Consider the following 20969-nt stretch of genomic DNA (forward strand, 5'->3'; position numbering starts at 1 on the left):
TCTTATTTTTTCTCACTTTGCACCATTTTAGGTACAAGCCAAATTAGCACAACTAAAATACTTACTATTAATATACCAATATAAATAATTCGTAAATTTTTACTTTTACTTTGGTTAATGGTCGTTGCATTTGAAACTTTTTCTTTAGCAGCATTTAATTCGCTTGAGAATAATTGATATTTTGTTGATTCGTAAGCAATTGTTTTACGGTTTTCAAAGTTATTAATAAAGAGTTCTTCCTTTATTTTTTCATTGGAGTTTTTATCCTTTGGCAGGAAATCCAGTTTTTTTTGCTCTTCTCGAATATTTTTGCGAATCTCTAATAAAGCCTCATTATGAAGGTATTCCTTATTATGTTTAAACTCTTTTTCTTTATATTCGTTTGGATTCAATTTATACAGGTCGGTAGATGCATAGACAGTCATTCCAACTTTTAAATCCAACGGGAAGCTGGTTTCAAATATGAATCCAGCTCCCCAAATTAGAGATAAACTAAAGAAACCAACTATTACCTTACATTTCATACATAGGTTCCTCGTCTTGTTCATTGGAACGGTTTTTGATTTTCCCTGCGATATACGGTATTAATGCAGACACTCCAATAATCACCAATAGAACGATACTTGCAGGGATAATTAATGATTCCGGACCGTATTGAATCGATAAATAAACTTTTGACATCGGATCTTCATAATCTAGATTCGAAGCTAACAATGTCAACATTGGTGTTACGAAAAACGCGATCACTGCCACACTTACAAACCAACCGATTAAAGGTCCAATCGAGAAGCTTGCAAAAATAATTGTCGATACAGCAGCTAATAATAAAATAGTGAAAATCGTCCACTCGATTGTTCCTGTTTCATTTAGAGAATAAATTTCCATGCCGTAAATACTTATAATCAACCCGACGATTAAGTTTAATAAAGAGAATAACGCGATACGTACGCCCGGTTTGTTATTGTTGAAATAGTAGCAGAAGTAGCCGATTAATAAACTACTAATTAATACAATGACAAGTACGATGACTGGCGGTACTTTATTCTCTTCTACCGTTGCATTTAAGCTAGTAGATGTAAGCGGTGTTGATAAATGATCATATATATGCCCATTTCTTTGTCCATCCACAAACGCATTATTTAATACGTTATGAATATCATTTCGGTATTTTTCTGTTGTACTAACGTTATCATTCCACTTATTATTTAGTTCATTTGTATCTGCGTTTACATTAGCTGCTTTTGCATATAAATCATTTGTAACGAGCATGATGTTATCTTGATTATCCATAATGCTGTTCATTGAGTTACTCATTGCTGTTAAGTTTTGAATAATACTATGTTGATTTGAAACTAATGCATTGCCGTCTGCAGGTGGTACTGAAAATACTGTGGAACCCGATATAAATGAATCCAAGCTTTTCTGCATATTGTTAGCACTTGTCTCAACAGCCTGTATTTGTGATGAAATTGCCTCATAGTCAGAGTCAACTTTTGCCGTATACTCTGTAAAGAAAGATTTAACATCTTCCTCTAAACTTACTAACTGTTCCTGGGAATCCGGAACCCCTTGTTGTAATTCATTTAGAATGCTTGAACCTTCATTGTTCATAACTAAAAGGTTATTTACACTTAAATTTGTCTTTAAAATGGTTTCGTATTGCGCTAATGCCCCGTAATATTCCATGAGCATTGCTGTATTGTTACTATCAATAGTTTTAGAGAAAACACTTTTTAGCCTTTCCTTTTTCGCCCCATTCATCAATGGTGAATTCATAATTTCAGATTCTTTCCTCTTTACTTCTTCTACAATTGTGAATTCATTTATTTCAGGCTTCAGCTCATCTCCTTTGGCGTCTTCCTGAGATTCTTGAGACTCGATTAACTCCTCTTGCAGTTGTCTTTCTTGCTGTTGAATTTGATTAATATTTGATTCAATTACAGCAATCTGAGAAGACAGCTGTGAAAGTTGATCATTTACAGCTAGAACTTCTTTATTAGTATTTTCATCATTTATTTCAGATGTATTTCCCGAAGCAATGACTACTTCTTCTTTCACTGAATTAATATTTTGAATTAAGCTTATTAATTTATCTCTTTCAGAATCTAATGCTGCAATTTTAGAGGATGCGATAAATTGGCGCGTATTGTTTTTTACTTCTCCACTTTTTCTAGCCTGTATTGGTTGTACTTGACTAGGTGAACTAGTATTTAGCTGATCTTTTAACGTAATTAATTGATTTTCATATTGAACAAGTAATTCGCCTTCCACTTGATTTAAAAGGTCGATAATTTCCTCTCTCTGTTTAACGACCTGGCTAGTTAAGTTGTTTACACTCTCCTTATTTTTTGCCAGTTGTTCTTCAAGCATTTGGACGTTCTCATTAATGCTATCGTTGTGATCAATCAAATAATTTTTTGTTTCATTATATCGAGGTTCCTGATCATTTTTCATAAAGACTACTGAAAGCAAACTTTCCTGCTGTAGTGGCTGTAATAGCTGTTGTTGGGTCGTATGATATTCTTTGTAGTCATTTACATAAGATACAAATTGGGATAATAGCACTTCAAATTCTCCAGCTTCCTGAATACTTCCATCGATTGGAGTCCCACTTACAGTTGAAGCTAGATTTTCTAGCATTTGTTTTTGACTTTCAATATCCCCTACTACGCTCGCTAAATTTGGACGGTAAAATTCCGATATTGTATTTAAAAATTCTATTTCCTTTTGCAAAATCGTATCAAACTCATTACGGACCTTCTCTAAATCTTGAGATACATAACTCCAGTAAAGAGTAGCGATTTTCCCGTTGACACGTGCAGTCGCTTTATCAATTTCACGTAAAACTTTCTCACGATTTGCTGCATTTAATTGACCGCCAACTGTATATTTAAATTCAGCCTTAACTGGTTGTTGTTCCTCATATGTCATAATATTTTTTGAAAAATTCGATGGAATATAGACGATTGCATCGTAATCTTGACCAGCCAACCCTTTTTCAGCAGCGCTACGACTCACAACAGACCAGTTAAAGTCAGAGTCTGTCGTGAGAACAGTCGCTACCTCTTTTCCGAATTCCAGTGCATTTTCTTCCTTTTCTGCACCTGTATCTTCATTTACAACAGCGATATTTTTCGTTCCATTTGATTCATCAAAAAACGGATTTTCACCTATTGCAAAGAAATAAATAATCGGGGCTCCGATAATCAAAATCATGACGATTGCAATTTTTAACATTAACCTCTTTTGAGACGTCATGAGTATATCTTCCTTTCAACATCACATAGTGGGAGTTGTATTTTGATTTCTTTGTTATTTAAAACGTAATAACCAAACCCTGCCTGAATCTCTTCTTCTTTACGATCATAAGGAAGTGTGAACAATGTTTGATCGGACTTCTTCATTAATAAGACTGCTTGTCTAATTTGTTTAACCTCAGCCGACAGCGAATCATAGCCTTTCAAAATATCTGACGCATTGCCTGTAACGATAACGTTAAATCCTAAATAACTAGCATTCTTCATCAGTTTTAAAATATGTTCTTGTAATCTAGTATCCATAGCTGCGTTGAATCGTGCAAAGTCATCTATTACAAATAATATTGGCTCAAAATTGAGTTCTGATCGATCACTGAAATTTGTATTAGTGTAGGTCATTTCGCGCGCCGCTAGTTCTTCTTCAATTGCGCTCAACCATTGCTCAACTTGATCCTTTCCTTCTAGTTGTGTCACCAACTCATTCTCTGTTAACGTAGCCAAGCCTCTGTCGAAAGAATCATATACAGCAATGTGTCCTAATCCCTTTTGTATAGCGGTCGTTATAAGTAGCTTTAATACATTTGTTTTTCCTTTTTGCGCTTGTCCGATTATTAAGCAGTGCTTATTTGTTAATAGATTAATTGCGACAGGTTGAACAAATTCTTCGTCCAATCCAATTGGTAGAAATTGTGGTTGCCCTTCCAGACGGACATACTCAGAAAACTTCGTTAATGTTAAATCATTAGGAAGCATTGGAATAGGCTGTGGCGCAGCATACTCGTGGTACTTGGCCTTTAATGATTTAACTGTTTCTTTTACTGCTTCAAGCATTTCAAAATCATTTGCCCCATTAGCCGGCAGGAATATTTGAGAGAAATGTACTTCATCCTTCTTTATGATGGCTCTTCCAGGAATTGTTTCAGGAGCTAGATTTGTTTTACCCAGGACTGAATACGCCTCACTGTGGTCCATTAAGTAATGAACTATTTTCGTTTTTAAGTTGTTCATTACTGCTTGGCGAATCGCTGATATACGAGTCGCAGTAAAAATCATATAAATTCCTAATGATTGTCCATCCCTTACAAATTGATTGAAATTTGTTTCGAAATCGGGCATTTCATCTTTTATAAAGTCAAAATTTTCTACAGCAACAAAAATTAACGGAAGCTTTTTCTCTGCAACACTGTTATATAATTTAATGTTACCAACTTCCAACTGTTGCAATAGCTGTTTTCTCCGGATAATCTCTTCCCGGATCATTCTCATAAACTTTTCCATTTTCCGCTTTTCTTCCATTAAGAAGAAATCCGCAGTATGAGGAAGTTGTTTTAATGGAAGCAATGATCCATTCCCAAAGTCCATTAAATAATAATGCACTTCTTCGGGACTATAGTTCTGTGCGATAGTTAATAGTAACGTAAGCACTGTCGTAGATTTACCATAACCGCTTGAACCGAATATACCGATATTTCCATCTTCCATCACTTGATAGTAATAAGGCGTTTGTTTTTGTTTTTCCGGTTCATCGACTAAAGCGATCGCAATTTGATATCGCTCCTCCGAATTGTAGGTATTATTATAAATTCTATCTTCAAGCGGTGATAACCATGGACTTCTAAGCTTTTTGACGCCTAATATATTTTGTGTTTCTTCAATTTTCGAAACAACCGCTTCAATTTCGGAAATCGACTTCTGCTTATTTTCCTTCGCTGCTATATTCGATAAAGGAATGAGCCCCAAATCGGTTACAATAGCTATTTCGTCTTCACCACCAGAATGTTCTGAAAGATAAGGTGCTCCACTCCAGGCCGACTGGAACAAATCATACACTTCATTATTTCCCACTTGTAAATAACCTCTACCTGTAACAGTGATTGATGCAGCATCCGTATTTTTAAGTATTTCTTTACTGTCCGTCGCATCCTGAACTTTTAAGGCTATTTTAAAGCGTGCATTACTCCAGATTTGATCATCGATAACGCCACCTGGCTTTTGAGTAGCTAATATAAGGTGAACCCCTAAGCTTCTTCCGATCCGGGCTGCACTAACTAGTTCGCGAATAAAGTCAGGCTCTTCATTTTTTAATTCCGCAAACTCATCAGAGATTAAAAATAAATGAGGTAGCGGCTCTTCTGCGAGTTGTTGTTTGTATAAATCCGTGTAATCGTTAATATGCGTTACATTATAACGGTCAAACAGAAGCTGACGGCGTTTTAATTCACTTCGAATGGAAGCAAGCGCACGATTTGTAAAGTTTACACTTCCCTCTATATTTGTTATCGTCCCTAAAAGATGCGGTAATTTTTTAAACGGTTGTGCCATTCCCCCGCCTTTATAGTCAATTAGTAAAAATGCTACTTCATGCGGGTGGAAATGAACGGATAATGATAAAATGTACGATTGTAAAAATTCACTTTTCCCTGAACCCGTAGTACCAGCAAGTAAACCATGGGGTCCATGAGCTTTTTCATGCAGATTCAGGTAAACAAGATCATCTTTGCCTTTAAGCCCAATTGGTACAGCTAAAGATTGGGAAGATTTATTCTCCATCCATTTATGTGCGATATTTAATTCTTCTACTTCTCTTACACTCATCATTTCAAGGAATGTTACACTATCTGGTATGGAGTTTGTCATACCCGTTTGATGATTTAAGGTACGTAACATCCGTGAAAAGCGTTCATTGTTTTCCTTTTGGTGACTATCTAATGTAAACGGTATATTTACCGCTTTTTTGTTCTGAATTAAAATATCGCCCTCCGTATCATTTAAGTACCGGACGAGTGTGTATATGTTGTCAGATAAGCTTTCCTTTGCATCAGTTGCAGTTATGACAGAAATATTTAAATGAGTATGGTCGCCTTCCAAGTACTCTAAAATGACGTGGTCTGAGATGAGCTGTTGATTTGTAACAATAAACACCAAATGTGGAGTAAATTGAATTTGCTCTTTTTCTTCTTTCAGATCACGATCACGAACCATTTCATAAATGGAGGAAAGCAGCTGATCCCTCGTTTTTTCGTTATAAATGAGTCCCCTTGCATACATATTAGGTATATTAAAATGCGGCAACCACTTCATCCATTCAAACTGAGCATAATCTTCTTCATCAAAAATAAAAATAAAACGGAGATCATGATAACTATGAAAAAAGGCGAGTTGACCAATTAGCTGTTGTATTTCCTTTTTTACTACTCGATCCTTACCAATTAATCCAATCGGTCCTTTCGCTAAATTTGCGATAACTGGCATATCAGCGATTTCTTTATACACTTTTTCAAGTTTCTGAGACTGCTCGATTAAATTATCCATTTCGCGATTGGCCATATCATTTGAATTTAATGAAATGGAAAAGCTCGACGGAACAATACCAGTTCCTAATCGAAACTGAAGAAAATCCTCACTTTCTACAGATCGTTCCCAAATTCGATCGGATATTTGATTTGTTAAATACTTCATCCGTTCAAACGTAGGAAAGTGAAATTCCATTGTGAACTTCTGTTTATCTGCCAGCTCCTGAAGTTCATGGCGTTTGTTCTCAAGATAAGCTGTGTACACACGGATTCGCTTTTCTTTTTTTCTTTTTTCGTTGCTGCGATCTTTAAAATATTGCACTGATGATGTAATTAATGTCATAACGAACATAACCATCGTAATTAGAATAAAAATTCCACGAGGTTGAATAACGGCTACAATTCCCATAACAATCAACATTACAAGCGGCGGTAAAATTATTATCCACAACCCTCTACCTGAAGGATCATTTTCTTGCGAAGGAAAAGAAAGTGTTACTTTTTCACTCGGAAGCTCATATACCATCCTTGGAGTCCTTCTATAAATTGGATACTTTTTTTTCATTTCTGAAGCAGGTTCGATAATATTGGAAAGCGTTGAATCGAAGTTTTCAAAACTGCTAATTTCGAGTACGTCCTCTTCCAAAAGTCGAATAATCAAAAAAGGTGTGAATATAATATCCCCAATTTGTATTTCCTTACTTGCAAACTTTCTTTGACCATTTATATATAGGTGATTCTCATTCGATATTTCGAGGAGCCATTTTTTCTCCGCTCTTATTAGTGAGAACGACTGCGTATTTCCGTAATTTTCTTCCCAGAAAATATCTGCTTCTTCAAACTTAGTTGAAAACAGAATTTCCTGTCTATTTCCAATGAAATAAGTATTGCTGTTTGTTACGGCTAAAAAGAGAATGATTTTCAATTTTTTATTGCTGTTTTCATCTTGCCATTCAAAAAATTGCTTCGGATTTACTTTGCCAAGCAGTTTTTCATGCTGTTTTACTGTAAAGCCAAAGGAATCTTCGGTAATCAGTAGTGAGCCATTTGTAAATGGTAAGTTTTGAATCGTCACTGTATGCGATGAATCGGGACCAACTGTAACGGTTTTACTTTTCAACTGATCCAGTTGTATCGCTTGGTAATAGTTATCATAAAAAAACAAAAGCGTACTCATTAAATCACCTTCTAATAGGGACTTTTACTACTAAATAGATTAGTGCTGGAATAACTTTATTAAATTCAATTATTCTTCTGTAGAATTATCCGCGCTTTCTGTATCTGTAGAACCCGCAGTGTCTTCCTTATTTTCCTCTGCGGTTGGTTTGTTGGTGCTTGGTTTTTCAGACTTTATTTCCTCATTTTTGTTTGAATCTTTATTACTAGAACTTGCTTCCTCTATTTCAAGTTCTTCTTTTAATTGTTCAAGCTGTTCCGTTACTTCCTCTTTTTCAGTTTGAATTTTATCTAGTAACTGCTCTCGTTCTTCATTTTCCAGATCGAGGTTTCCTTTTACAGTTTCCTCATAATGCAGTAAAGCTAGCATTATTAAATCCAAATCCTCGAGTTGTCGGGCTAAGGCTAAAGCTTCCTCTGCCTGTCCACGGCCAATATAAATCCAATATTTAAAATAATTTGGATCTGTCTGCAACGTTATTGTCTTTAAGACATTTTCTTTCTGCTCTTCGGTCAATGTTTCATTTACGATATAAGCAAGCGATAACTCATACTGTATAACTTTAGGCATATGCTCAATATCATAATTTGTCAGTTTATTAATTACTTCACTATAATCTCCTTGAAGATAGGAATTCTGAACCTCCACAAAAGCTTCTTGACGAGGTTGAAGCACTAGTGCCGAATATCCTGTATATGCTCCTAGAGGTATAAGTGCCAATAAAAGACCTGCAATACCGTAACGTACCCAGCTCCATTTTGTTTTTGAAACTGTTACTAGCTTTTTTTCTTCATTTTTCAGTAGAGTTATTTGTTTTTTTATCGTATCATTTAGTTCATTTTCATCCTTTGCACTCATTACCTTTTCAGCGATGGGACTAAGTTCAATAGATTGAGAGAACTGAATATATTGTTCGAATGTATATTTAGGATCAATTGCAGCAGCAATAAGCGCTTTCGTTTCATTCCAAATTCGGTTACTTTCTTTTTCATAGGGAGGAATACTTTCCTTCACCCCGTAATGTAGAAAATATGGCATTAAGCTTTCATCGATTAATACATTTTCCGGGCATACAATAAGGTGGAGCCGGTTAAATGAATGGCGGCTTTGCACTTTTAAAACTTGTGAAGCAAACATCCAGCGACTTAGTTCTTTTAATTTCCGCAATTCTCCAAAATTCATATAATTTGATTCTTTTTTATAGGTGAAGATTAATTCATCATCTGTTAAAGTGATACTTTTATTTATGAAAGGGTTATGTTCTTGTAATAGTGCAATTTCTATTTCATTTGCTAGTTTTATTTTTTCTTTTTGAAAAATAATTGTGATCTCATCTTGTTCAAACTTGAGGGTAGCCTCTAATTGCTTTTCTAAATAGGATAGTTTCTTTTTTGACATCTGCTTGACTCCTTACAAGATTTCTAGTCGATCACCTGTAGTAACACCACTATTTGCCAATAGGTCATTTCCGGATAATACGGTTTGTTTATTTACAATTCGAATCCAATAACCTTCCTTTGGAGGATATGTTATTGACTTTGCCTGCCAAACAATATTGACCAACTCTTTGACTGAATAGGAATTTGACAGACGTAAATCAAAACACTCCTCACTATAGTTTTTTAAGTCTATAGATACCTCTATGTACATTTTATATTCACCTCATTCAATCAAATTAAGGTTGACTAATTCAAAGTGAAAGTCGTTTTATAGGGAACAAATACAAAACTGTCCAGCAAATGAAAAGAGCGCCTTCATCTGAATACGACGCTCTTTAAATCTTAATTCTAGATGAAACTTAACTGCGAATTTGCCCTGCAATTTGACGATCTGCATCTGCAAGAGCATGTGCAGTATTTTTCAGTTGTACAGAAACATCCTGTAAAAGTCGTTGCATATCTTGAATTGATGGACGTAAAGTCGTGTATTGATCTGCAAAGGCGCGACTTGATTCACCTTCCCACATAGACTGTAATTCTTGAATCATATTATCTAATCGTGAAATTTGTTCTTCAACCTGTGCACTTTCAGTTCCATAACGATTGGACATTGCTTCTAACTCAGCTGGGGTTACACGAATAATTCCTGACATAAATTTCTCTCCTTTTTCTTGTTTATTTAGGTATAAATTGTAAAATATATCCTGCAATTTAATACCCGTATTTTAATTTTATAAACCAAAAAATAACAAGGTCAACAAGATTTGAGTAAAAAAGGAGTTTTATACTAATTTTAAATTAATAAAATAAGCAAACTATATCAGTTTAAGATTTTTTAATTGTGATATATTAATGAGGTATAGTTCGAATTGGAGTCATATTTTAGAACTTAAAATTAACTAAAATAGTTAATTTTAAAAGCTAATCCGCAAAAACTAATAGATTATGAGGTGACGAAATGTCGTTAGGATATTGGTATTCTGAGTTGAATAAAAAGCAAAGTCATTTAAACCGTTTGGAAACGTGCAATAGTCAATTAACAGGAAAGCAAAATGAATTTTCCAACAATAAGCACCTTATGACAAAACCTGAATTAACAACAATGACATGGAATGGAAGTTTAGCAACACGATTTGATGATATTCGAAACAACGGAATTCTTAACAGCTATGAAGCTATACAAAATATACAATTGAATAACGTATTTGCCGCACTGTCGGATATGATGGATAAAATCCGTCAAGAAATCGAATCAATTCGAGCAATCATTGCCCGCCTTGAAGCAGCAATTTAAGAGTTAAATTTACCTAGCTGAGGAATTCAGCATTTTAGTTTTTATATTTTTCTCTTGTTGGTACGTAAAATACGTATTTGCGCCAATACAATAGCCACTATTAACACCATCCCGAGGTAGCCCATAATGGTATACAGTTTACCGACTAATGTTGTAAAGCCTATGAGGCTAGCTGCAAAACCTACTAAACTAAGCAGTATCACAATGATTTTCATCATGAGATTTTCTTTCTTTACAATTCTTACTGCCAGTATATATAGTGTGCCTACCGCTGTACTGTATATCATTGCTAGTAAAACGATGGACATAAGATTCCCTACTGTTGGATGAATTTGTTTTGCTAGCTCAAGCGTTGGCATATCCACGCCTGCCACAATATCCATTTTCGCAAAAAGAGCTAAATTAATGAGCAATATTAATAAGCCAAGTACTCCCCCTCCTAAAGCACCACCCATTCTTGCTGCTTTTCTATCTTTTGTCGTTCCTCCCATTAAAATAAGCATAGCCGCCCCTGCAGCAATATTATATGAAACATACAATACCGCGCTCGTTAGCCAATGAGAGCTTGCAGATGGTTGTTTTTTTGCTATAATATTCAGCTCGCTTATTGAGTAATCGATTGTAAATAAAGAATAAATCAAAAGAATAAAAATAACGCCCAGTAAGTATGGCATTAATGCCGCAATCATATTGATAATGCTATTCGCATTTAGTAAAAGTGTAAAAACTACTGCGAGAGTCATTAACATACTTCCAAATGACGGCTCCATATTATACATTTGATTAAATGTAGCTCCTGCACCCGCGAACATAACAATCGCAATCCCAAATAATACAATAGAAATTAATACATCCAGCACCGGACCAAAAGCACGACCGCCAATGTAATGAATGCCCTCCTTATGGGAAGTCGTCTGCAAGTCCGATCCGATCTGCGCAAGTGTCATGCCTAAGAAAGCAAAAATGACCGCAGCAACAATACAACCAAACACACTTACTAGTCCAAAGCTTGTAAAGTACTGCATAATCTCCTGTCCAGAAGCAAAACCTGCACCGACTACCAAACTGACAAATGTACCTGCAATTTGTATACTCTTTTTCAATACGCACCTTCTTTATTTCACTTTTTATCATTGTTACTTTATGTATACAAAGGATCCAATCATGCTTTTACATGAAAGAATAAGCAATACAAAATAAAAACCAAACTGAAAAAGTCCTTAACAGTTTGGTTCATTTCTATTTTTTATTTGATAGAAAACGGAATTTAAAATTAGAATATCTAACTTACTGCGCTAATACTGAAATTTGACTTTTACAGTAGCTGTTACTGTTATCAAACCTGGTTCAATCGGTGTAACAGCCTGTTGGTTACTTAGTTGAAGCATTTTGTATGGAATAGGAGTAGCAGTATTTGTCTCTTCAATTATTTCTATAGGTAACGGTTCTAAAGTTGCATGCATCGTTTCAGCCATTGATTTTGCTTTACCTAACGCGTCAATCAGGGCATACTGAAGTGCCTGACGATAGTAAGTATCTACGTGCTCTATTTTAAATTGTATGCCCGATACATGGTTCGCCCCATTTCGTGTCGCTGTATCGATAACCGTACCAACTTGATTAATATTCACTATTTTTACAGTAATTGCATTTTGAACTTCATAGCCTCTTAATACTTGTTTTCCATCAATATAGTCATAGGTTGGAAATATATTATAAGCTGACGTTTGCATTTCATCTCTCCGAATATTTAAATTCAAGAGCGATTCAATAACCCGATTCATAATAATCGCATTTTCATGTTGAGCAGAACTGACATTATCTCCTTCTGTACGCACTTCAGTTTGAATTTGCGCATAATCTGGTTGAAGCGTTATTTCCCCATTACCCGAAACTGTCATTTCCCGTGAAGTAGGTAATGGCTGATACTTCATTTGTGGATAATACATACCTCCCACCTTTCTTCTAATGTTTTTAACATACTATGCGAGTTAGTATTAATTCATTTTTATTTCTGATCTTTTTAATCTAGGTGTGTAAAAAAAATACAATTTTTCTCCGGAGAGAAAAATTGTATTTTGTAGGATAATTGTTTTTCGTTTTGATTACTCACGGGCACGGCCTAATTATGTCCTGGCCTCTTCTTACTCTATGACAATTCTCTTTCCAAAAATTGCTTTTAGTAAAGGCGGAGTAACAATTGTCGTTACAATAATGACGATAATAACGGAAGTATAATAATTTGCTGGTAATAATCCACCTTCAAGTCCCATTGCAGCTAATATAAGTGCAACCTCACCTCGGGAAACCATTCCTGCACCAACACCCATCGATGATTTCGTATTGAAACCAGCTAGTTTGGCACCTAATCCTGAACCAACAAATTTGGAAACAACTGCAATAATTGAAAATACGACTATAAACCCAATTTGATTTCCAATTCCATCAAATGAAACCGCTAATCCGATACTTACAAAGAAGAACGGTACAAAAATTCCATACGCGATTGGTTCAACTTTGTGCTCAATTTCTTTTCTAAATTCTGTTTGTGCAATGGCAATTCCGGCAAAGAATGCACCGATAATTCCCGCTATACCTAAAAATTCTGCAAAGTACGATAAACCAAAGCAAATAATCAAACCTGCACTCAATATTGATTCTGTAACTCTAAATTTCTTAAATGTACGGATAAAATGTGGAATAAACCATTTTGCAAGTACGATTAAAATTACAAAGAACAGTATTTTTTTCCCTATTAATAATCCAATATTCGTATCCGAACCTGCAAAGAAACTCATTGCAATGGCAATTAAAATTACGACTACTATATCATCCAATACAGCAGCGCCCAGTAACGTTGAACCTTCTTTACTATTTAACCAACCTAGTTCACGCATTGCTTGAACAGATATACTTACAGATGTAGCAGAAAGCAATAGTCCAATAAAAATAGATTCTCCTACAGACATTCCGTAGTATTGGGCTCCCGCGTAACCTAAAATAATCGGTAAAATAATACCGCCTAATGCAACAAATATCGCTGCCTTTTTATTTTTATTCATTTCCTGAAGATCTGTTTCAAGTCCTGCCAAAAACATTAATAATAAAACTCCAATTTGACTAAATACCGTTAATAATTCTGTATCGTGGATCCATCCAAGTAATGCCGGCCCTAGAATGATACCAACAATTATTTTTCCCAATACTGATGGTTGGCCTAACCTAGCAGCTAAGTGCCCTGCCAATTTTGTAGCAAATAAAATAATAACAATTTGTAAAATAAACATAAATTTCCCCTTTCAAATGCAAAAAAGACAAGGCGGTGCCGTAGCTGACTACGACTCCACCTTGTCTTGCATTTATTAAATTTATTGTTCCTGTTTATATATTAATATATTTACTAATTTAATTGCAAGTACTGATTATTTATTTTCCGTAAAAAATTACACATTTCGACAAAATTTTAATCACTGTAAAGCAAGCGCTCTATTTCAGTCGCATATATGTCTGCAACAAGTTGTGCCCCAGTACTATTAAGGTGTATACCATCTAACGTAAGATGTAGCCCTCGTTTTTTGGATTTTTTATCAATTTTTGAAGGTTTCTTATAAAAAAGAACGTCGGTCATAACACTCAATACTTTTGTGCTGATGTAATTCGAGCTATTCACTGCTGAAAGATGATTCAGGAAAGCTGTTTGGACATCTAGAAAACCAACATTTGTCTGTTTATGTGCAATGGATTGGATAAGGTGATTCAATTCTTTAATTTCATTATTGGGAGCATTATTAGTATTTTCACCAACTATAGTCGGGGTAACTGTTACGACATTATTTGACGATTCTATAACTAGCTCTAAGACTTTCTCATAGTAAGTCTGAAATTCATCATAATCTTTCGCAATCGGCTGCGCTTGAACGCTAAGCAGTTTTGAATAGACATCATTTACCCCAATCCATAGGAAAGAAAGATCATAATTATCCTCTAACTTTTTTTCTAAAAGGCGCGTATATAAACTTTTCACTGTTTCCCCTGGTTTACCAAGGTTAACAAAAGTGATATTTGGAAATTTATCTTCTAATATCGTATGAAAAGGCACCCCTGGACGACCTTCAGTTAAACTGTCACCGATTAATGCAATTTTCATTTTGTATCCCTCCCCTTAATACATTAGCTGTTTTTAGCGGCTCTTGTTCAAAGTTTTATCTTACCTATTCGTATTAGCCAATCCTTCTAATCAATTATATTCCATTTAACGGAAAATATAATTAACTTCCCTTTTCTATAACGTGGCACAATTCAATAAAACGCGAAAGAAGTTGAAAAAACGAATTGAATGTTATACCAAGGCGAAAAGCGTTAATCATCTATAATAAGTGCTCTATAATTATTAAGTATTTAATCCGTTATATTCGACATATGTTAATTTATGAAACGAATAAAAAAAACCTTTTAAGGTTAGAATACTCATAATTTATAAATCAATGTAAAAAGGATGATTATTAAATGAGTGTTATGGTACTAGACAACAAAAGAATTCTTCTAAAAGGAATTAATAGGTACGAGATAAATTCTGATGAACTGTATCATAGAAATGATACGGAAGAGGAACGTTTTTTTTTCATATTGCTTAATCAGGATGAACTTTGGAGTGAATATAGTTTCAAATATTTATATATTGAGATGCGTGATGGCAATTTATATAATTTTTATTCTGATAAAAAATTAGATTTTTTAATGAAACAAATGGCTGAATATTTTACAGAAATGGGCATTGATAGTGAAGTAGAAGACTGTATTTATGATCAAATTTCTAATAGTTATGATATTAGTGAAGAGTTAGAAGAGATACTTGAAGAAGACGAGGACCTAGAACAAGCTGTTGAAAGTTATGTAAGGATTAGAGATGCATTCACATTCATATTAGTTAATGAAGACATTTCAACTATAGCAAATAGATTAGATAATGCTTTTGGAGTGATATAAGCATTAAATCGATCTAAATAATGTTTGTTGTTCTTCATTAAAGATTTTGATTAAGTACGTTTTAAACGATCATTCGTACCTTCTTTTTGTAAACACAAAAAAACCCCTAACATTAAGTTAGAAGGTTAATTTTGCGTGGTCTAAACCACAAATTATATACGTCCCCAGTAGGATTCGAACCTACGACCGCACGCTTAGAAGGCGTGTGCTCTATCCAGCTGAGCTATGGAGACAACTGCTTCAATAACGTAATTGGTATTAAAGACAATTTTTATTATATGGTACATTAACTAGAAAGTCAACAATCAATTTCATAAAAATTATTATTCAACTAAAATAAAATTCACTTTCCAGGAGTAATTATAAAAAAGTGAAGCCCCCTTGATAAAAAGTGGACTTCGCTTCTTCAATCTAACGTTCAAAAAACATTTGATCGATTAAATTATTATTATCATCATAGCAATCTAAAGTAAAGTGTGTAGGAGTAATTGTTAGTGTAACAAAGGATTTTTCTTTAATGCCCCGAGGCTTTAATAAGCTACCTGGATTAATAAACAAAGTATCTTCTATATACTCCGCGGCTAACACATGTGAATGACCGAAGCACACTATTTGGGCACCAACTTCCTGAGCCCGATAGACTAACTTCATCGGAGAGTTTTTCACATCATATAAATGTCCATGTGTCACATACACACGGTCTCCATTTACTTGGAATAGAATCTCCTCTAAATAATTCGGATCATGGTCACAGTTACCTTTCACACGCTCAATTTCTTGCATCGATGGATGGGTATACGGTAATTCGCTATCGCCACAATGGATTATTTTATATGCGTCTGGATGGTAGCCCTTTACACGTTCAATGATATCCTCGTCACCATGTGTATCACTCATTATCAATAGCTTCATTTCGTAACCACATCCTTTCCATTTATATACATATTGTGACAGGAATGAATCAAAAATTCAATCGTTATTGCACAATTCTATTAACAGTTGTTTACAATGCAAGAAAAGTACTACTTATTTAAGAAATTCAGCTAACTGTAAAGCAAGCTTGCGAATCGCATTACCACGGTGTGATATAGCGCCTTTTTCTTCGGCTGAAAGTTCGGCCATATGCTTTTCTAAGGCAGGTACATAAAAAATCGGGTCATAACCAAAACCGTTAGTTCCCTTCTTCTCATGCGCAATCACACCTTCACATGTTCCAAATACTGTCTTCGTTTCTAAATTAGGACCTGCAATCGCCAACGCACAGCAAAAACGAGCTGTACGCTCATCTTCCGGTACATCTTTCATGTTTTCCAGTACTTTTACCATGTTCGCCTCATCGTCATGGTCTCCAGCATAGCGTGCAGAATAGACACCCGGTTCACCATTTAATGCATCAATAGCTAAACCGCTGTCATCTGCAATCACAATTTGACCTAATAGGTTGGCTAATGTCTCCGCCTTTAAAATCGCATTTTCTTCAAATGTTGTTCCTGTTTCTTCAATTTCCACATCTGGTGCTACATCAAACATTGTAACAACCTTATAGCCGAATGGTTCAAAGAGCGCTTCAAAGTCTTTTGCTTTACCTTTATTTTTCGTTGCAATGACTACCTGTTTCATTTTGGTTCCACCTTCCCAATCAGTTGTGCGATTTCACCTAAAGTATTTTTTTGAATAATAATCAATTCTGAGATTCCTGATTCGCCTAAATCAAGCAGTTCATTCAACTCTGAACGAGTAAATGTCGATTCCTCTCCAGTACCTTGTAATTCAACAAATTCGCCAGCACCTGTCATGATAATATTCATATCGACTTGGGCTGCTGAGTCCTCAATGTAGTTTAGATCCAATACTGCACCAATTTCAGCTAGTTTCCCTACACTTGTAGCAGCTAAGTAATCAGTCACAGGGAATTTTGCGAATGGTTTTTCAGCATCTAATTTGGCTATCGCTTGTGTCATCGCTACAAATGCTCCAGTAATCGAAGCTGTACGAGTTCCACCATCGGCTTGAATAACATCACAGTCAATCCAAACTGTTTTTTCGCCCAATGCCTCTAAGTCTACGACAGCACGCAATGCACGGCCGATTAAGCGTTGAATTTCCATTGTGCGACCACTTACCTTCCCTGCAGAGCTTTCACGGCGTGTGCGTTGCTCTGTAGCGCGTGGTAACATTGAATATTCAGCCGTAATCCAGCCTTTACCTTGTCCACGTAAAAAACCTGGTACTCTTTCTTCTATCGTAGCTGTACAAATTACTTTCGTTTGTCCAACCGTAATTAGTACCGAGCCTTCCGGATGCATTAAATAATTATTTTCAATTTGAACTGGACGTAATTCATTCACAGCTCGTAAGTCATGTCTAGTCATTCTTGACCTCCTCAATTTGTTCGCGCACTAATCTTAACACACTTTCAGAACGGTCAAAAGTGTAAACGCAAGACATAGAAGGAAAAAGGCCCAAATTAGACAAAATGCCTAATCTGAACCTTTAATTACTTTTCAAATGTAATTTTGCGTATATCCAGTTCATCATTCTCCAACCAACGTTCTGCAATGGAACGGAAAATCGGAACGGAACCGGAAGCATATAATATATGTTTTGGTGGTTCCTCATCTGTTCGCAACTGCCCTTTATAGCTTAAAATTGCTTCGACATCTTTGGCAGTTTCTTCAGCAGATGACAAAACATGAACATGTGGACCAACTGCTGCTTCAATTTGTTTTTGTAAAATAGGATAATGTGTACAGCCTAAAATGACTGTATCAAATCGCTCATCTTCCAATGGCTTTAATCCTTTTGCGACAAGATCATATGAAAACTGACCTTCATACTCGCCACTTTCAACAAGAGGAACAAATGTCGGACAGGCGAGTGGAATAATCGTTGCTTTTGTTGCTAACGATTTTACCGCCTGTTCATAAGCGCCACTTTTAATCGTGCCTTCTGTTGCGAGTACTACTACTTCATTACGCTTTGTCTTTTTTATTGCAGCTCGTGCCCCAGCATTAATTACACCTAGAACAGGAAATGGCATATGCTTTTGTAAACTTTCCAATGCAACGGCTGTCGCAGTATTACATGCTATGACAAGCATTTTCACATTTTTCTTTTCAAGTACTTTTGCCATTTGCCATGTAAAATTACGTACCTCTTGTTTCGTGCGAGGTCCATATGGACAGCGCGCCGTATCACCTATATAGTATATTGTTTCATTTGGCAATAGCTCCATAATCGCTTTTGCCACTGTTAAACCGCCAACTCCAGAATCGATTACACCAATTGGGGCATTCACTTGTACCGCCTCTATCCTATTTCATTAATAAATGTAGTTTTTGTAAAGTTCGTGATAATTGCTCGAATTCTTCTTCGTTAAATTCCTCTGTAATATCCCGTAAATAATCTTGACGCTTAAGAATCACTTCTTGAATAATTCGCTCGCCTTCGGATAAAAGATGAATACGTACAACACGGCGGTCATTTTCGTCACGCACACGTTGTACCAATTCATTTTTTTCCATCCGGTCTACTAAATCCGTCGTTGTCGAAAAAGCTAAATACATCTTCGTCGACAAGTCACCAATCGTCATATCACCAGATTCATGCAACCATTGCAATGCAATAAACTGCGGTGGGGTAATTGTATAATTGCTTAGTATTTCGCGACCTTTTTGTTTAATTAAGTGTGAAATATATCTTAATTCTTTTTCTAGGATTGCTACAGATTCAGAGCTATGTGTGCTGTGATCTTTCATCTACTCCATTCACTCCTCGATGCGTTTCATAGTTCTATTTTGAAGTTTTTTTTGTGAAATAGCAAGTCTTCAATCAGTATATTGACAATTCTTGAAGTCTTAACAGCTCCAGAATTGCTTGAGTACGACTTGATACACCCAGCTTTTGAATCGTATTGGAAATATGATTTCGAACAGTTTTCTCACTAATACCTAACTTTGCCGAGATTTCCCGAGTTGAATAGTCCTTTATTAAAAGCTCAAAAATTTCGCGTTCTCTTTTTGTTAACAGCGAACGATGCTGCGGACGATTCATTTTGCAACACCCTCCTATCTTCTTCCTTGTACATTATGTCGAATATACAAAGCAGGTGAGGGCATTTAACTATTTCCCGAGCAATAATTTTTTTTGGTCCTCTAATAAAGGGACACCTTTCCCCGTATTATGATTCAATTGTACAAGCGTTCCACGTGCTGTGTAGCATATTTCATCTTTTTTATTCGTCACCATATAATGCAAATCAAGTGATGATGTGCCGATTGATGCCGTTTTAACGAAAATTGTCAATTCCTCATCAAAAAACACTTCCTTCAAATAATCACATTGAATATCTGCTACTACAAACATACTTGTATCATCTGATCCTTCTATGAAATTAAAACCCATTGCTTTAAAGTACTCAATTCTTGCATACTCTAAATATGCAAACACTTTCGTATTATTTACATGACCATACATGTCTGTTTCCGAAAAGCGGACACGTACTTTTGTCGAAAAAGAAAATCCAGCCATCCACTCTTTCACATCTTGAATATATGTAGCTCGCATAAAAACATCCCCCTTTTTAAATAAATCATCATCCCCTGATAATGAATATGCATTCATTATAGCATAATTTGTAATTTCGTTTAAATACGAGAGCACGATAAAAGGAGTTATTCATACAGAAGTAAAAAAAAAGACTCCCACCAAAGCGGGAGTCTTTTAAATCTATTAGATTAGTCAACCATATGGTCAGAACCGAAGAAGTTCTTGAACATTTGAACTGTTGTTGCACGGTTAAGTGCAGCGATAGATGTTGTTAAAGGAATTCCTTTTGGACAAGCAGCTACACAGTTTTGAGAGTTACCACAGTTTGCAAGACCACCGTCGCCCATAATTGCTGCTAAACGCTCGTCTTTATTCATTGCACCAGTTGGGTGAGTGTTGAATAAACGAACTTGTGATAATGGTGCTGGACCCATGAATGAAGCTTTTTCAGACACGTTTGGACATGCTTCCATACAAACACCACAAGTCATACATTTAGATAGCTCATATGCCCATTGACGTTTACGCTCAGGCATACGTGGACCTTCACCTAAATCATAAGTACCATCGATTGGTACCCATGCTTTAACTTTCTTAAGTGCATTGAACATGCGCTCACGGTCTACTTGTAAGTCACGTACAACTGGGAAAGTTTTCATTGGCTCTAGGCGAATTGGTTGAGTTAATTTATCTACTAATGCTGAACAAGATTGTTGTGGACGTCCGTTAATAACCATTGAACATGCACCACAAACTTCTTCTAAACAGTTCATATCCCAAGTTACCGGTGTCGTTTTTTGACCGTCAGCAGTAACAGGGTATTTTTGAATATGCATTAGCGCAGAGATAACGTTCATACCTGGACGGTAAGGAACTTCAAACTTTTCAACGCGTGTAGCACCGTTCTCACTATCTTGACGAACGATTTCTAACTTAACTGTTCTTTCAGTATTTACTGTTTCCATTTTTTAGTTC

The 20969-nt window shown here is 35.6% G+C and carries 20 protein-coding genes and 1 tRNA gene; 2 read left to right on the forward strand and 19 right to left on the reverse strand.

What is annotated here, in order from left to right:
- Positions 1-2: 2 nt before the first annotated feature.
- The 6 genes from essA to NYE67_RS13910 form a co-directional block, all read right to left on the reverse strand.
- Entirely contained in the window at positions 3-524 is a 522-nt protein-coding gene (essA, locus tag NYE67_RS13885; protein WP_339213354.1) for a type VII secretion protein EssA, read from the reverse strand.
- The gene (esaA, locus tag NYE67_RS13890; RefSeq protein ID WP_340730295.1) at positions 514-3258 is read right to left on the reverse strand and encodes a type VII secretion protein EsaA; all 2745 of its coding nucleotides are present in this window, start codon (positions 3256-3258) and stop codon (positions 514-516) included. The genes essA and esaA overlap by 11 nt, the downstream gene beginning before the upstream one ends.
- On the reverse strand, positions 3255-7727 hold the full coding sequence (gene essC / locus NYE67_RS13895) for a type VII secretion protein EssC (RefSeq protein ID WP_339213356.1): 4473 nt from the start codon (positions 7725-7727) through the stop codon (positions 3255-3257). The genes esaA and essC overlap by 4 nt, the downstream gene beginning before the upstream one ends.
- 69 nt (positions 7728-7796) lie before the next feature.
- A complete protein-coding gene (gene essB / locus NYE67_RS13900; protein ID WP_339213357.1) occupies positions 7797-9125 on the reverse strand; it encodes a type VII secretion protein EssB in 1329 nt (442 codons plus the stop codon).
- A 12-nt stretch (positions 9126-9137) separates the two neighbouring features.
- On the reverse strand, positions 9138-9377 hold the full coding sequence (locus NYE67_RS13905) for an EsaB/YukD family protein (RefSeq protein WP_191700481.1): 240 nt from the start codon (positions 9375-9377) through the stop codon (positions 9138-9140).
- A 148-nt stretch (positions 9378-9525) separates the two neighbouring features.
- Positions 9526-9819 carry a WXG100 family type VII secretion target gene (locus NYE67_RS13910; RefSeq protein ID WP_191700482.1) on the reverse strand — a complete coding sequence of 98 codons (294 nt, stop codon included), beginning with the start codon at positions 9817-9819 and terminating at the stop codon, positions 9526-9528.
- Between the two features lie 305 nt (positions 9820-10124).
- Between NYE67_RS13910 and NYE67_RS13915 the strand changes: the two genes are divergently transcribed.
- Entirely contained in the window at positions 10125-10460 is a 336-nt protein-coding gene (locus NYE67_RS13915; RefSeq protein WP_339213361.1) for a YwqH-like family protein, read from the forward strand.
- Positions 10461-10501: 41 nt separating this feature from the next.
- Here the strand turns inward: NYE67_RS13915 and NYE67_RS13920 are convergent, their stop codons facing one another.
- The 4 genes from NYE67_RS13920 to NYE67_RS13935 all read right to left on the reverse strand — a co-directional run bounded on the left by NYE67_RS13920 (position 10502) and on the right by NYE67_RS13935 (position 14607).
- The gene (locus NYE67_RS13920) at positions 10502-11563 is read right to left on the reverse strand and encodes a YkvI family membrane protein (RefSeq protein WP_339213363.1); all 1062 of its coding nucleotides are present in this window, start codon (positions 11561-11563) and stop codon (positions 10502-10504) included.
- Between the two features lie 192 nt (positions 11564-11755).
- The gene (locus tag NYE67_RS13925; RefSeq protein WP_339213366.1) at positions 11756-12409 is read right to left on the reverse strand and encodes an SIMPL domain-containing protein; all 654 of its coding nucleotides are present in this window, start codon (positions 12407-12409) and stop codon (positions 11756-11758) included.
- Positions 12410-12604: 195 nt separating this feature from the next.
- Entirely contained in the window at positions 12605-13747 is a 1143-nt protein-coding gene (locus tag NYE67_RS13930; protein ID WP_340728612.1) for a cation:proton antiporter, read from the reverse strand.
- Positions 13748-13923: 176 nt separating this feature from the next.
- A complete protein-coding gene (locus NYE67_RS13935; protein WP_340730296.1) occupies positions 13924-14607 on the reverse strand; it encodes an SGNH/GDSL hydrolase family protein in 684 nt (227 codons plus the stop codon).
- Between the two features lie 359 nt (positions 14608-14966).
- On the opposite strand from NYE67_RS13935, the gene NYE67_RS13940 reads away from it, so the two are divergent.
- Positions 14967-15446, forward strand: coding sequence for a DNA polymerase III subunit alpha (locus NYE67_RS13940; RefSeq protein ID WP_340730297.1), 480 nt, complete (start codon positions 14967-14969; stop codon positions 15444-15446).
- A 159-nt stretch (positions 15447-15605) separates the two neighbouring features.
- Here the strand turns inward: NYE67_RS13940 and NYE67_RS13945 are convergent.
- From NYE67_RS13945 to sdhB, 9 genes are all read right to left on the reverse strand, one after another.
- Positions 15606-15679: transfer RNA gene (locus tag NYE67_RS13945), tRNA-Arg, on the reverse strand.
- Between the two features lie 178 nt (positions 15680-15857).
- On the reverse strand, positions 15858-16358 hold the full coding sequence (locus NYE67_RS13950) for a metallophosphoesterase family protein (RefSeq protein WP_340730298.1): 501 nt from the start codon (positions 16356-16358) through the stop codon (positions 15858-15860).
- 114 nt (positions 16359-16472) lie between these two features.
- Complete coding sequence (locus tag NYE67_RS13955) at positions 16473-17066, reverse strand: XTP/dITP diphosphatase (RefSeq protein ID WP_191700490.1); 594 nt, start codon at positions 17064-17066, stop codon at positions 16473-16475.
- Complete coding sequence (gene rph / locus NYE67_RS13960) at positions 17063-17818, reverse strand: ribonuclease PH (protein ID WP_191700491.1); 756 nt, start codon at positions 17816-17818, stop codon at positions 17063-17065. Before rph ends, NYE67_RS13955 begins: the two co-directional genes overlap by 4 nt.
- A 125-nt stretch (positions 17819-17943) precedes the next feature.
- On the reverse strand, positions 17944-18744 hold the full coding sequence (gene racE / locus NYE67_RS13965; RefSeq protein WP_339213376.1) for a glutamate racemase: 801 nt from the start codon (positions 18742-18744) through the stop codon (positions 17944-17946).
- A gap of 16 nt (positions 18745-18760) precedes the next feature.
- On the reverse strand, positions 18761-19204 hold the full coding sequence (locus NYE67_RS13970) for a MarR family winged helix-turn-helix transcriptional regulator (RefSeq protein WP_191700493.1): 444 nt from the start codon (positions 19202-19204) through the stop codon (positions 18761-18763).
- Positions 19205-19277: 73 nt separating this feature from the next.
- Positions 19278-19499, reverse strand: coding sequence for a helix-turn-helix domain-containing protein (locus NYE67_RS13975; protein WP_191700494.1), 222 nt, complete (start codon positions 19497-19499; stop codon positions 19278-19280).
- 69 nt (positions 19500-19568) lie between these two features.
- Complete coding sequence (locus NYE67_RS13980) at positions 19569-20012, reverse strand: acyl-CoA thioesterase (protein ID WP_191700495.1); 444 nt, start codon at positions 20010-20012, stop codon at positions 19569-19571.
- Between the two features lie 170 nt (positions 20013-20182).
- Positions 20183-20959, reverse strand: a complete 777-nt coding sequence (sdhB, locus tag NYE67_RS13985; RefSeq protein ID WP_191700496.1) for a succinate dehydrogenase iron-sulfur subunit — start codon at positions 20957-20959, stop codon at positions 20183-20185.
- Positions 20960-20969 lie beyond the last annotated feature (10 nt).

The sequence above is a fragment of the Solibacillus sp. FSL W8-0474 genome (assembly GCF_038004065.1).
Lineage (GTDB): Bacteria > Bacillota > Bacilli > Bacillales_A > Planococcaceae > Solibacillus > Solibacillus faecavium.